The 13378-nt window shown below is 66.9% G+C and carries 8 protein-coding genes; 3 read left to right on the plus strand and 5 right to left on the minus strand.

Annotation, left to right across the window (positions count from 1 at the left end; genetic code table 11):
- Positions 1 to 266 precede the first annotated feature (266 nt).
- The gene (locus tag OG496_RS11435) at positions 267 to 1430 is read left to right on the plus strand and encodes a hypothetical protein (RefSeq protein ID WP_405970735.1); all 1164 of its coding nucleotides are present in this window, start codon (positions 267 to 269) and stop codon (positions 1428 to 1430) included.
- A gap of 369 nt (positions 1431 to 1799) precedes the next feature.
- On the opposite strand, the gene OG496_RS11440 is transcribed toward OG496_RS11435, so the two are convergent.
- The 5 genes from OG496_RS11440 to OG496_RS11460 all read right to left on the minus strand — a co-directional run bounded on the left by OG496_RS11440 (position 1800) and on the right by OG496_RS11460 (position 9946).
- A complete protein-coding gene (locus OG496_RS11440) occupies positions 1800 to 2762 on the minus strand; it encodes an intradiol ring-cleavage dioxygenase (protein WP_405970736.1) in 963 nt (320 codons plus the stop codon).
- A gap of 175 nt (positions 2763 to 2937) precedes the next feature.
- Positions 2938 to 6450 carry a carbohydrate-binding protein gene (locus tag OG496_RS11445; protein WP_405970737.1) on the minus strand — a complete coding sequence of 1171 codons (3513 nt, stop codon included), beginning with the start codon at positions 6448 to 6450 and terminating at the stop codon, positions 2938 to 2940.
- Between the two features lie 208 nt (positions 6451 to 6658).
- Entirely contained in the window at positions 6659 to 7561 is a 903-nt protein-coding gene (locus OG496_RS11450; protein WP_405970738.1) for a carbohydrate ABC transporter permease, read from the minus strand.
- Between the two features lie 7 nt (positions 7562 to 7568).
- Complete coding sequence (locus tag OG496_RS11455) at positions 7569 to 8567, minus strand: carbohydrate ABC transporter permease (protein ID WP_405970739.1); 999 nt, start codon at positions 8565 to 8567, stop codon at positions 7569 to 7571.
- A gap of 104 nt (positions 8568 to 8671) precedes the next feature.
- Complete coding sequence (locus tag OG496_RS11460; protein ID WP_405970740.1) at positions 8672 to 9946, minus strand: ABC transporter substrate-binding protein; 1275 nt, start codon at positions 9944 to 9946, stop codon at positions 8672 to 8674.
- A 351-nt stretch (positions 9947 to 10297) separates the two neighbouring features.
- On the opposite strand from OG496_RS11460, the gene OG496_RS11465 reads away from it, so the two are divergent.
- Together OG496_RS11465 and OG496_RS11470 are read left to right on the plus strand one after the other, a co-directional pair.
- Positions 10298 to 11347, plus strand: coding sequence for a LacI family DNA-binding transcriptional regulator (locus OG496_RS11465; RefSeq protein ID WP_405970741.1), 1050 nt, complete (start codon positions 10298 to 10300; stop codon positions 11345 to 11347).
- Between the two features lie 291 nt (positions 11348 to 11638).
- Positions 11639 to 13321 carry a glycoside hydrolase family 43 protein gene (locus tag OG496_RS11470; protein WP_405976613.1) on the plus strand — a complete coding sequence of 561 codons (1683 nt, stop codon included), beginning with the start codon at positions 11639 to 11641 and terminating at the stop codon, positions 13319 to 13321.
- The last annotated feature ends 57 nt before the right edge of the window (positions 13322 to 13378 follow it).

The following is a 13378-nucleotide window of genomic DNA, read 5'->3' on the forward strand; positions in this document are numbered from 1 at the left end:
TGCATCAGCGTTGAATGGGAAAGATTGCCCACGGTTCACGTACGGATCTACTGTGGCGAGCAACCGGTCATCGGGGAAACAGAGAGACCGGCAAAATTCCTCCTCAGCGGAATCCCGTAATCACCTCTTGTGGTGGGGGAGCCGGGGCACGGGAACCTCTCGCCACGATAGAGCCATTCACAAGAGTGAAACCTGTGCTCTTTTCAGTCCCCGGGTCGGAAATCCGTACCCCCGAGAAGGAGTTGGACATGAAAAGATCCCACAAAGTGCGGTTCGCGCCGAAGCGGTCACTGACCGCGGTCCTGGCCGCAGTCGGCGTGGCCACGGCCATTGTCGCACTTCCGTCCCCGGCCGTCGCCGCGCAGAACACGCAGCCAACCACCGCGCAAACGTCGTCGTTGACCAAGTTCGCGAACGACCACCACGGCCTCGGCGTCTACCAGGACAGCCAGAACCGCGACGTGGTGCGCCTGGCCAAGGGTGCCTCGGTCCCGCAGGGCGCTCCCGTGACGGGAGTGAAGTACACGTTCAGCAGGTTCACTTCCGAGGGGCTCAACAAGGCAACCGACGAGGCTCTCGCCCTGCACAAGCTTCCGAAGAACTACAGCGTCGGCGCCGGCTACGACCCCGCGACGGACACCCTGCACGTGATGGCTGACGCCCCCGCGGACAAGGTCGCGGCCCTGGCCGCGACCCTGGCCGTCGGCTATGCGGGCGCGGTGAAGGTGGAGAACGGTACCTGGACCCCGACATCCGGCCGCTTCAGTGACGTCAAGCCCTTCTGGGGCGGTGATCGAATCATCAGCGGCAACACTGGCGCCCAATGCACCAGCGGATTCTCGTTCAAGATCGGCGCCTTGTACCTGGGCAGCACCGCGGCCCACTGCATGGGAACGGGTGAGTACGTCTACAATGCGACAACCAGTGGCTCATGGGGGAATTACATGGGCTACGTCGCGGACCGGTACCCGAGCATTGACTTCGAGACTCTTTACGAGTCCGGAGACTACTACGGCAACGGCATCTGGACCGGTGGGACCGCGACCAGCACCTCTTCCCAGTCCGTCGTGGGCAGCCTCACCCCCACGAGCAGCATGAGGAATATCTGCATCTCTGGGACCACCACCTTCAACAGGTGCGACAAGACAGTGACCTACCCCAACCTCTTTTACTGCCTCTCTGGCGGGCCCTGCATCAGTTCCGCGGACGGGTTCGGCATGACCGGCGGAATGAACCGGCTACCAGGGGACTCCGGCGCACCGGTCTTCGAATCCGTCAACAGCACCGCCTACGCAATCGGCACGATGTCCGCGACATACACCGAATCGAACGGAGTTCAGGTCAGCGCCGCGACGAAGATCAGCTCCGCGCTGTCCAAACTCTCCAGCACCTATGGCGCCACCGCACAGGTGTACACGATCTACAACTAGACCTCGATCCCGCGTAAGGGTCCGTCAGCTTGCTGGCGGACCCTTACCGCCCGTTCAGGGGGGTCTGTCAGGAATCAGGTTCGATTCCTGACAGACCCCAAGTTCAACCTCAGCAGTACAGCAGCAGCAGATCTTGTGACGGTTGATCGGTGCTGTCGTCGAGTTGTCATGCTGGTGGATGTGGCGGAGGAGCATCTCGGCCTGTGGGCTGAGGCGTTGGTGTCGCTGACGGAGGGGTCGGGGGATCTTGGAGCCCCGTCTCCGCATCGGCCGCAGTCGGCGCGGCCACCCTGACTGTCACCGGGCGGGGCTCCTCCGCAAGTACTCCGCCTGTTCACCGGTGCAGCGAACGGGCCGGGGCACGGTGCGTCAGGGCGTTCCGGTCGGGGACCCTGCTCCGCCGTCCTCGCCCGTGTTGGTCTTGGACGGGTCCACTTCCATGACGAGCGTGGCGGCAATGCCTTTGGTGATGTCCTGCCCGTCGCTCTGCCGCAGCGTCAGCAGTCCCGCGGCCGCACCGCCACCGCCTGCCGCCCGGTAGATGTTGTCCTGCTCCAGTTTGGTGCGAACCACGGTGTTGGTCCGGTACGGGGCGAGGGCCTCGACCTTGGCGACGGTGTCCTCCTCGAAGTACAACTGCCCGGTGTGGCAGACGTGTCCGCCCTCGTAGCCGGTACCCACGTGCGTGCCGCCGACGTGCACCTTGGTGTGGATATGGATGGCCCGGCCGCTGTACCAGCCGGGGAAGATCGTCCTGAACTGAACCCCACCACCGCTGTCGGACATCTGCACACCGCGCAGGAACGTGAGCTTGTCGGTGGGCTGCTGATGGCCACCCGCCATTCGCCCGGCGGCGCCGCTCGGCATCCCGCTGGGCGCACCCGACGGGAACGCGGTCGGTATGCCCGAGGACTGGCCGGACGGCCTGCCGCCGGTGTTGCCGGCCTTGCCGTAGCCCGAGTAGATGCCCAGAGCGTCGCAGTGCCAGATCTCCACCGCCGCGTTCGGCAGCGGCTTGCCGGTCGTGGCGTCGAGAACGGTCAGCCGCAGAGTGAGCGGCACGCCTTTCTTTCCCTCGGTCACGTTCCGCCGGAACAGCTCGTAGTCCAGGTAGTAGGGGCCTTCCATCTGTTCGACGGCGAGCCCGGTGGCGGACGCCGGCGAGGCGGACGCCGACGCTCCCGAAACCCCGGAGTCCTTGCCGCAGGCGGTCACCCCGAGACCGATGGCCACGGCACCCGCGCCGCCGACGGCCAGCAGTCTGCGTCTGGACACAATCGCCCGGGATATCTGGTTGTTGTCGAGTTCTTCCACTTCGTTGTCATTGATCATGCGACGTACGCTAGGAGTCGGCTATGAGGACCCCATAAACGGCATATGAGAACCTCGACTCAGGTCCAAGCCCTTGGTTGTGCGGAGGACAGCGCGCCACACCTGCCGGGACCGCCCGCGGTGGCGGGTGGTCCCGGCAGGTGCCGTGGCCGGACAACCGACGGCCACCGGATGGTCAGGCGGCCAGCAGTCCGCCGCGCGCCTGCCGCAGTTCCTCGGCTGCGGCGTCCATGTCCTCTTGGGTCGACTTCGGATCTGCGCTCACGGTCTCCGCCGAGGAGAGCGCCGTCTGAAGCCGCTGCCATGAATCGGCGGAGTAGTCCGCCTCCGACAGAAGGCCGGCGGAGGCCCGCTGGTAGCCGACGACCGCGGTGTCCACGAAGTGAGCCCTGATCTGTACCTCGGCGACATGGAAGTACTGGACTCCGGCGATGCGCAGGTACCGGTACTGGGTGGCGTCGCCGGTCATGGTCAGGTCGTACCACTGGACCTGGGTGTTGTCGGTGATCGTGGGCGCGGTTCCGACGGTCGTCCAGGTGGTCTTGTCGTTGGAACCCTGCAGTACCGCCTTGGACAGCCGCTTGGCCTCGTTGGCCCGCGGGTAGAAGCGGGCGCCGTCCACGACGGTCGGGGTTCCCGGCCCGAAGTCGATGTTCGTCGGGGTCCAGTTCACGCCGTTGGGCGTGGTGTCGAGTTTGCCGTCGAAGGCCAGTGTGGCGTTGGTGTTCGACGTGTCGCCGTCATAGGTGACGACCGCGTTGCCCAGTACGTCGATGGCGCCGTCGGCGTCGGCCGTGTAAGGCTTGCGCATGCGGTCGACGGTGCCCTGGACCAGGCCGAGGTAGGCGTTCACGCGATCGAGAGTGATCGTATCCTTGCCCGATGCGGGCTGATCCGGGTAGCTGATCGCCTTGTCCTTGACGGCGGTCCTCGCTTCGGTCACGGCCTCTTTGAGGGACTCGGCCGACTGATCGGTGTAGTCGGACGGGTCCACCGCGGCCGCGATCTCATCGACGGCTGCCGTGGCGTCCGCCAGTACGTGCAGTGTGACGTCGGAGTAGACGGTCCGGTCACCGGCGCGCGCGAGCAGGGTCACGTGGTGGTCGCCCGTCTGCTTGCTCGTCGGCGTCCAGGTGAACGTGCCGGTCGCAGGGCGGAACGTGGCGCCCTCGGGCAGACCGACGGCCCGGACGTGGACGTCCTGGCCGAACGGATCGCTCTCTTCGTACGTGACGGTGACGGGCTGGCCGACGAAGTACCTGGTGCTGATTTCCGAGTGCGTCACCGTCGCGGGTGCCGCGACATCCGGATCGGACTGCAGACTCGCCAGACTGAGCCGGTTGTCCGTCGTGAAGTACGTGAACCCTCCTGTCACCGTGTCCGGCAGCGGGACGAAGTGGGTACGCCACTCGCCGCGCCTGGTCTGCGGCAGTCGGGCCGTGGCCACCGGGTCGGTCGCGAGGTCTCTGGTATGGACCTTGACCGTGGCGGCTCCCTCGGGCGAGCTGTAGCGCACGGCCAGGTAGTCGCCGCTCAGGTCGATCGCGGCGAAGCCGAGGGTGGTACCTGCCTTCAGGCTGAGAGCGCCCGTCTCGTCGGCTTCGGCGTCCGGCTTCGCTCCGCCGCTGACGACGGAGAGGTAAGAACCGGCCGTGGTGACCGGGTGGACCGGGTGGACATAGGTGAAGCGGAAGGTGTTGATCGCCGCCGGCTGCGATCCCTTGTAGACGAGGGTGACGTCCTGACGGCCGAGGAGCTTGTCCGCGGTTCCCAGAGCCGAGAAGTCGGCCCACTTCCCGCCTGTCGACGGCAGGGCGATACGCCGGATGAGGCCGCCTGCCGCCGAACCCCTGTGGATCTCCAGAGTGCCCGCCGACGTGGTGTTGATGTTCAGACTCACGCTCGCCGCACCGTTGTCGAAGTCGAGGTCGCTGTACCCGACCGAGGTTCCGTCGGTGAAGGTGAGCCCCTTGCCTCCGGGGCCCTCCGTGGTGCCGGACTCTTCGGGGGCGTCGGCCACGCTGTTGGTGGTCTGGGCGCTGCCCGCGGCCGCCTTGAACCAGTTCAGCCCGCCCTGCCAGCCGTAGGTGTTGTTGCTGCCGGACCACTGCAGGACGACGGTGTGCGTGCCGGAGATCGCTCGCGTCAGCTTGGTGACGATGGTGGCCCAGCTGACCGCTCCGCCCGTCGAGGGCACCTTGACGGTGCCGATGGTCTCGCCGGTCGGCGAGTCCAGCTTCACGGCGATGCTCGATCCGATCGAGCTGCTGACGCCGGCCCGCATCACGAGGGTGCTCCGTGGAGTGTCACCGAAGTCGAAGTCCTTGTACTCCACCCACCCGTTCTTCTGCACGTTGGTGATGATGTTCCGCGCACCGTCGGAGTCGACGTACGGCTCGACACCCACGTCGTCCGTGCCGCTGATCGCGGTGATCCCGTCGGCCGAACCATGCCTGTCGAACGCCGAGTCGGGTGTCACGTCGGTGTCGACCGGGGTGAGCGGGCCACGGCTCGCCGCCTTGGCCGGGGTGGTCTGCAGGATGTCCAGGGGGTTGAGGTTGCGCTCCAGGACGAGCTGTTCGTTGCGCTCCAGATACGGATGGTCGTCCATGCCGACGCCGGCCACGTACTTGTAGTGGTTGTACAGCGGCACCGAGGCGAGGATGATGCCACGCCCCGTCGTGGACACCTTGCCGTACGCATACCCGGAGTCCCAGGTGACGTCGTGTCCGAGGTTGTAGCGGGCGAAGTAGTCGGCGCCCTTCAGGAGCCGGTTGTCCAGATAACCGAAGAGGTCGACGCCGTCCGCCCCGAGGTCACCGCTCGTGTGCTGGATGTAGGCGGTCGACGCGATGTAGGCGGGCTGTGCGACGTCCAGGCCGGCGTGCCCCTGGTCCCGGCCCATCTCGTTGACCTGACCGTCGGCGGTGATCTGCTTCGAGATCGCGACGTCGAGCAGAGGATCCGGGTTGTTCCCCACCGTGATCCGGTTCATGTACTGGTCGTAGGCATCGCGGTCGTCGAGGAAGACGGCGAACGACACCAGTGCCTGCAACTGCGCGCCGGCCTGGTTCATGAACGCGCCCGGCTGGTCGATGCCACCGTCGTCGCGGGAACGCATCACGAGGCGAGCCATCGAGGAGTACGAGGCGGTGTCCGCGTCCGTCCAGCCCGAGCCCGACGTGTAGCGGAGGATCTCCGCCGCCTGGGTCATCTCGGCCAGGCCCACCGGCGCGTGGATGCCTTCCGTCATCTCGGTCAGGGTCGACGTCCACGCTCGGATGATCTTCAGGGCGTTGTCCCGGTAGGCGTTGTCGCCCGTGACGTACCACATGTCGGTCTGGATGCCCGCGGCATGCCCGTCCTGGTACAGGCGGTACTGGTTGGCCCCGTTGGAACGCCAGCTGACGACGCTCACCGGCCCCTTGAGGATGTAGTCCTTGGCGGCGGTCGGGTCCACACTGAGCGCCTTGTAGGCCGAAGCCCAGGGCTCCTTTCCGGCGGCGACCATGTCCCGCATGGTGGTGAGTTGGGCGCGGTCGATGTTCACGCCGGGATGGGCGAATCCCGCCTTGCTCACCACGGTGCCGTCCTGAACGCCGATCCTGGCGGTCAAAGGCGCGGAAGGGGTCCGCGCGTGGGCGGGGGCCACCGCCAGAAGCGCGAGAAACGTCACCAGAGCCGTCATCAGGGCACCGAGCATGCTCAGGTGCGCTCTCGTGTGAAGACGGACGGGCGGTGGCGGAAGCGGGTGGCCCATGCCGGTGCCGGGTCTCTGCCCGATTCGACCAGTGTCATTCATCGCTGGAAACCTCCGTTGGTTTCGAGCCGAGAGCGGCTCCGGGTCCTGACGGGCGCCAGGACCTCGGCTTCCCCGTTGCGGTGGTGTCGTTTCGTCAGGCCTTGACAGCGCCGGCCATGATGCCGCCGACGATCTGGCGGGAGAGCAGGATGAACGCGGCGAGCAGCGGCAGCAGTCCGAGCGTCGCTCCCGTGACGACCAGGGTGTAGTCGATGCCGTAGCCACTGGCGAGCGAGGACAGGGCGACCTGGACGGTGGGGGTGTTGCTGGGGTCGAGCACGATGAGCGGCCAGAAGAAGTCGTTCCAGGCCCCCATGAAGCTGAACATGCCCAGCACCGCCGCCTGCGACCGCATCGCGGGCAGGGCGACATGCCAGTAGGTGCGCAGCACCGAGCAGCCGTCGACGCGCGCCGCCTCGACGAGTTCGTACGGGATGGACTCCTCGGCCGCCTGACGCATCCAGAAGACGGCGAAGGCGCCGATCAGGGCCGGCACCGTGACGGCCTTGAGGGTGTCCGTCCAGCCGAGGTCGCTCATGAGCATGTACAGCGGGATGACACCCAGTTGAGCGGGCACCATCGACGTGATGATCACGACCATGAAAAGGGCGTTGCGGCCCCGGAACCGTAGCCGGGCGAAGGCGAATCCGGCGAGCGAGCCCAGCAGGACGTTGGCGAACGCGGTCACCCCGGCGACGAGCAGCGAGTTCCGCAGGGCGAGCCAGAAGTCGACGGTGTCGAAGACCCGTTGGATGTTGGCGAGCAGATGCCCACCGGGTACGAGCGGCGGAAAGCGCGAGCCGATCACCGAGTTGTCGTGCGTCGACAGCACAAGGGAGTAGTAGAGAGGGAACACCGACGCCGCCACCACTGAGGCGAGCACCAGGTATCCGAACCGGCTGGGCCGGTCGGACTCCGAGGGGACGTAGCGCTTGGTGCGCTCCGCGCGGGCCGGGCGCGCTTCGGGCGCGGCGGTCTGAGAGGTGGACACAGACATCACGAGTTCACCCCTTCGACGCGATACGGCGCGCCAGCGTGAAGTTGAGGAACGAGACCACAGCGATGACGACGAAGATCACCCATGCGATGGTGGCGGCGTAGCCCGCGTTGAAGTCGTGGAATCCGCGCTCGTACAGGTACATCATCAGCGTCTGGAACTGACGGTCGCTGCCGCCTGTACCCGCAACGCCCCCTGTGTCGAACAGAGCGGGTTCGGCGAACAGATGGAGCCCGCCGATCGTGGACGTGACCACCACGAACAGGATGGTGGGCCGGATGTTCGGCACGACCACGGACCAGAAGGTCCGGGTGCGTGACGCCCCGTCGAGAGCGGCGGCCTCGGTCAGCTCCCTCGGCACGTTCTGCAGGGCGGCCAGAAAGATCAGCGTCGAGTAGCCGGTCCAGCGCCACATGACGATCACACTGATCGCGATCACCGCGGACCAGTGATGGGCCTGCCAGTTGACGGCATCCAGGCCGACCAGCCCGAGGAGGCCGTTGGCGAGACCGGTCTGGCTGGCGAAGATCTGCGCGAAGATCAAGGTGACCGCGGTCACCGACATCACGTTCGGCAGCAGGACCAGCGACCGCCACAACGAGCGCCCCCGCAGACGCCGGTTGAGCAGCGATGCCAGGCCCAACGCGAGAAAGAGCTGCGGAACGGTGGAGAGCAGGAACAGAACAAGCGTGTTGGACAGGGCGTTCCAGAAGTACGGATCGTGCAGCAGCCGTGTGTAGTTGCCCAGTCCGACGTACCCGTGATCGCCCTGGACAAGGTCCCACCGGTGCAGCGAGAGCCAACCCGTGTAGAGCAGCGGTATCAGCCCGAACACGGCGAAGATGACGAAGAAGGGGGAGACGAGCCCGTAAGGCGTGAACCTCGCGTCCCAGCGGGACAGGCGGCTGCGGAAGGCACCGCGGCCGCGGAGGGTCGGCCCGACGCTCGGCGGGGGTTCGCCGGCCACCGGGCGTTTCCCGGGCTTGGTGGCTGTGTCGTGGGACATGGATGACTCCTGGTCCGTCGCGGAGGGGCCGGGCAGGCGTGCCGGCCCCTCTCCGGTGTTGCGTCCGGTGGTCGAGCGGTGTGCCGGGACGGCCCGGCCTCCGGCTATTGCTGGAGCGCCGCCTTGGTGTCGGCGATGGCCTGCTTCCAGGCGGCCTCGGGCTTCTGGTTGCCCTGCACGACGCGCAGCAGCGCGGCGAGGAAGGGGCCCTGAGCCGTCCCGTCGTCTCCGCCGCGATAGAAGTCGCCCTTCAGCTTCAGGGCGGAGGCCGCGTATATCCGGCCGATCGGCGCGTCCGAGAAATAGGAGCTCTTGGCATTCTGGACTGCGGGTGCGTTGAGCGCCTCGACCGTGCTGGGCAGGTAGCTGCCGCTGGCGAAGTTGGCCTCCTGCTGCGCGGGGGCAGTGAGCCACTGAGCCAGCGCCACGGCCTCCTTCACGTGTTCGCCCTGCTTGGGCACCATGAGGTACGAGCCGCCCCAGTTGCCGCCCCCGGGTGCCGCCGCCAGTGACCACTTGCCCTTGTACGCGTCACCGCCGTCGGTCTGGATACGGCTGAGCATCCAGGCCGGGCACACCGATACCGCGGCCTTCCCTTGCTTGAGCACCGCGTGCCATTCCGGGGTGAAGGGTGCCACTCCGTTGGTGACACCGGCCGTGGCGAGTTTCGCCACGGTCATGAAGTTCTTCTTGAGCAGCGCGTTCTGGTCTGCGTCGAAGGAGTCGTCCTTCGCTGAGAAGAAGGTCTCGTCCATCTGGCCGAGCATCGCCGTCCACACGTTGCCAGGGGAATCGACGAACTTCACCCCGGGGACCTTGCTCTGGAACCGCTCGCCCACCGTGACCAGGTCGTCCCAGCTCGTCCAGAGCTTCCCGACGGCCGCAGGGTCGGTGGGCAGGCCCGCCTCGGCGAACAGGTCCTTGCGATAGCACAGGGCCATGCCCCCGATGTCGGTCCCGAGCCCCGTGATCGTCTTGCCGTCGGCGCTGCCGGCCTGCGCCTTCCAGCCCAGCCATTGGCCGGTCTTGCTGCCGTAGTCGGCGAAGTCGGCGAATTTGTCCGAGGACTTGAGGTACAGCGGCATGTTGTCGTTGACCATGCCCACGATGTCCGGTGCGCCGCGGCCTGCGGCGAGCTGGGTGGTCAGCTTGGTGGAGAGAGTCCCTCCGTCGAGCTGGACCAGCTGGACCTTGATGTTCGGGTGGGCCTTCTCGTACGCGCCGACCAGGGTCTTGTAACCGTAGTCGGCCGCGGTCACCACCTGGATCGTGATCTTTCCGTCGCTGCTCGTGCTGCTTGATCCGCCGCAGCCGGCCAGGGACAGAGTCAGCGCCGCTGTGGACGCCAGGGCCAGACTTTGGGCACGTCTGAAGTGCATGACAGAGCTCCTGTGATGGGTCGTCCTGATGTACCGGCCGCCGCGAGGAAACGGGCGAGCGGTGGTGAATGGCCCCGGCGACCGGTGACCGGGTGTCCTACGCGACCTTGCATCGCTCCCGAGGCGATGCAAGGTGATCTCCGAGATGGCGGAAAGCGGAGTGAACCGAGAGTTTCGATAGTGTGCGGTGGGCTTCAATTGGCCGGTCAGATCCGGCCGTCTGAAGCGTTTGCCAAGGTAGGGTCGGGTCCATCCATCGTCAACGTTTCTTCCTCGTTTCATCGAAAGATCGAAACTTTCCGCCTCCCTGTGTGCTGACACCGCAGGTTGAGGAGCCGAAGGGGGATTTTCATGAGGTCTTCCAGTCCGAGCGGCCCGACCATGGCGGAGGTCGCACGCCACGCCGGGGTCTCGGTCCCCACCGTGTCGAAGGTGCTCAACGGCCGCGAGGACGTGGCCGCCGAGACCCGCCGCCATGTCGAGGCGGCCCTGCACGACCTGGGCTACCGACGCCGCGAACGGCTTCGGTCATCCGCGCATCAGGGATCTGTCCGCACGATCGATCTGGTCGTCCACCAACTGGGGTCGACCTGGACGGCGGCCATCGTCGAGGGGGCGGAGGAGGCAGCGCACGAAGCAGGTCTGCACCTGGTCGTCAACGCGATGCTGGGGCGCACCCGTCACACCCGGACCGAACGCGGCTGGCTGGAGCGGATCTCGGCACGGGGCACCCGCGGAGTGGTGACCGCACTCGCGCACTTCTCCGCCTCACAGGATGCCTGGTTCCGGCGCAACCAGGTGCCGTACGTGATGCTCGACCCCATCAGCCCGCCGCCCCGAGACACCTATTCCGTGGCCGCCGCCAACTGGGAGGGGGCCCGGAGCGCCGTCGACCACCTGCTGGATCTGGGGCACCGTCGGATCGCCATCATCGCGGGCAGACGCGGCCGGCACTGCAGCGACCTGCGGATCGAGGGGTACCGCTCCGCGATGCGCTCCGCACGCACCCGGGTACTGCCCGGCTACGTCCGAAACGGGGCGTTCACCCCGGAGGGCGGCGAGGAGAGCATGCGCACGCTGCTCGGGCTGCCCACTCCGCCCACGGCGGTCTTCGTCTGCTCGGACTTCATGTCACTCGGCGTTCTCCGAGCGGCTCGGGAGCACGGTGTCAGAGTGCCTGAGGACATCAGCGTGGTCAGCTTCGACGATCTCCCCGAAGCACGCTGGACCGTACCGGAGCTCACCACGGTGCAGCAGCCGCTGAACGAGATGGCGGCAACAGCCGTGCGACTGCTCATGCGCCTGTCGGCCGGTGACGTGCCGGGCAGCCACCGCACCGAGCTGTCCACCACCCTGGTCGAACGGGCCTCCACAGCGCCACCCCCTCAGATCAAGGAGTGACCGCAGAGCAAAGGGTGACCACGGAGGGGTTGCTCCTGCGCAGTCGGTGTCCCTAAAATCCTTCCCGAACCGAGTAAACGCTTGCCGCCCGGCCGGAGGTCCCGAGTCTCCAGGCCCGCATCCGACACCCTCTGGGTTGTACGGTTGACAGGTGGCTTGTCGGTAGGTGTGCGGCGGAAACCAGCCAGACCGTCGGCCGGACCACCGGCGAACCGACGTACAGGGCTCACAGGCCACGTCACGTCAGTCACCCGGGGTGCGGTCCCCATCCTGGAGTCCGCCACCTTGACTGTGCTTCCTTCCACGTCCGACGCGTCCTCGGCCGTCGTGGCACCCGGCATCGGCGCTCGGCTCGGCCCCCTGATACGCAACCCGGTACTGACCGGATTCCACCCCGATCCGTCCATCCTGCGGGTCGGCCGTGACTATTACCTGGCCACTTCCACTTTCGAGTGGGTTCCGGGCGTCACCCTGCACCACTCGCGCGACCTGGTGAACTGGCACCTCCTCGGCGGCGCTCTGACGGAAAGCCGCCTGGCCGACCTGGTGGGCACGGTGGACTCCGGGGGCATCTGGGCCCCCTGTCTCTCCTACGCGGACGGGCAGTTCCACCTGGTGTACACCCACATGGTCAGCAACATCGGCCCGTACCGCGATCTGCGCAACTTCGTCATCACCGCCCCTTCCCCCACCGGCCCATGGTCGAATCCGGTCCCACTGCACAACCGAGGCTTCGACCCGTCGTTCTTCCATGACGAGGACGGCCGGAGCTGGATGCTGTCGATGACGTACGAACACCGTCCCGGCCGGGACTCGTTCGGCGGCATCATCCTTCAGGAGTGGTCCCGGCAGGAAAGGCGTCTCGTCGGACCCGTACACCACATCTTCGGCGGCACCGGGCGAGGTTGCGTCGAAGGCCCTCACCTCTACCAGCGGAACGGCTGGTACGTGCTGCTCCTGGCCGACGGCGGTACCGGGTTCAACCACGGCGCCCTCGTCGCGCGCAGCCGCGAGATCACCGGACCCTACGAACTCGACCCGGCCGGACCGCTGCTCACCACCCGCGACGCCCCCGAACACCCCCTCCAGAAAGCCGGACACGGCAGCCTCGTCGAGACTCCCGAGGGCGAGTGGTATCTCGCCCACCTGTGTGCCCGTCCCATCCCGGGTACCGATCGCTGTGTCATGGGTCGCGAGACGGCTCTCCAGTCGGTCGAGTGGACCGACGACGGGTGGCCGTGCGTCCAGGACGGACAGCCGGCACTGAGCGTGCATACCGTCACGCACTCGGCCGAAGCCGAAGCCGAATCGGCGGTGACCACCGCCGGTTACCGATTCCACGACGGATTCGACGCCCCGGGGCACGCCGGACTCGACCCGCACCTGATGACCCTGCGCCTGCACGCCGCCCCGGACTGGCTGGAACTCACAGAGAGTCCAGGCCACCTGCGGCTGCGCGGGCAGCAGTCGCTCGCCTCGGCCCATCGTCAGAGCCTGGTGGCACACCGTCAGACCTCGTTGCGCTGCCAGGCACAGACCGTCGTCGACTTCCGGCCCAGCTCCGCACAGCAGATGGCCGGGCTCGTCCACATCTACAACACCCAGCTCTGGCACTATCTGCACCTCACCTGGGACGCCGACCTCGGCCGCGTGCTGCGAACAGGCAGCCTGGACTACCAGACCTATCAGGAGGGCGCGGTCATCCCGGTGCCCGGCGAAGGCCCCGTCCATCTGCGCGCCGACGTCGACGAAGCGACGACCCGCTTCTCGTGGTCCACGGACGGCACCGGCTGGATCCGCATCGGCGGCGATCTCGACGCCTCCCTGCTGTCCGACGAGTACGCCACCCGCACGATCGCCGGAAGGATCACCAACTGGGGGTTCACCGGGGCGTTCCTCGGGATGGCCGTCCAGGATCTCACCGGCGCCGCCCTGCACGCCGACTTCGACCACTTCTCCTACCACGAAGTCTGATCCGCCATGGGCCGGAGCCGGCACCGCATCCGGCTCATCGCTCTCCTCATCGGTCTC

Origin of the sequence: Streptomyces sp. NBC_00988 (assembly GCF_045162645.1) — a bacterium.
Taxonomy (GTDB): domain Bacteria; phylum Actinomycetota; class Actinomycetes; order Streptomycetales; family Streptomycetaceae; genus Streptomyces.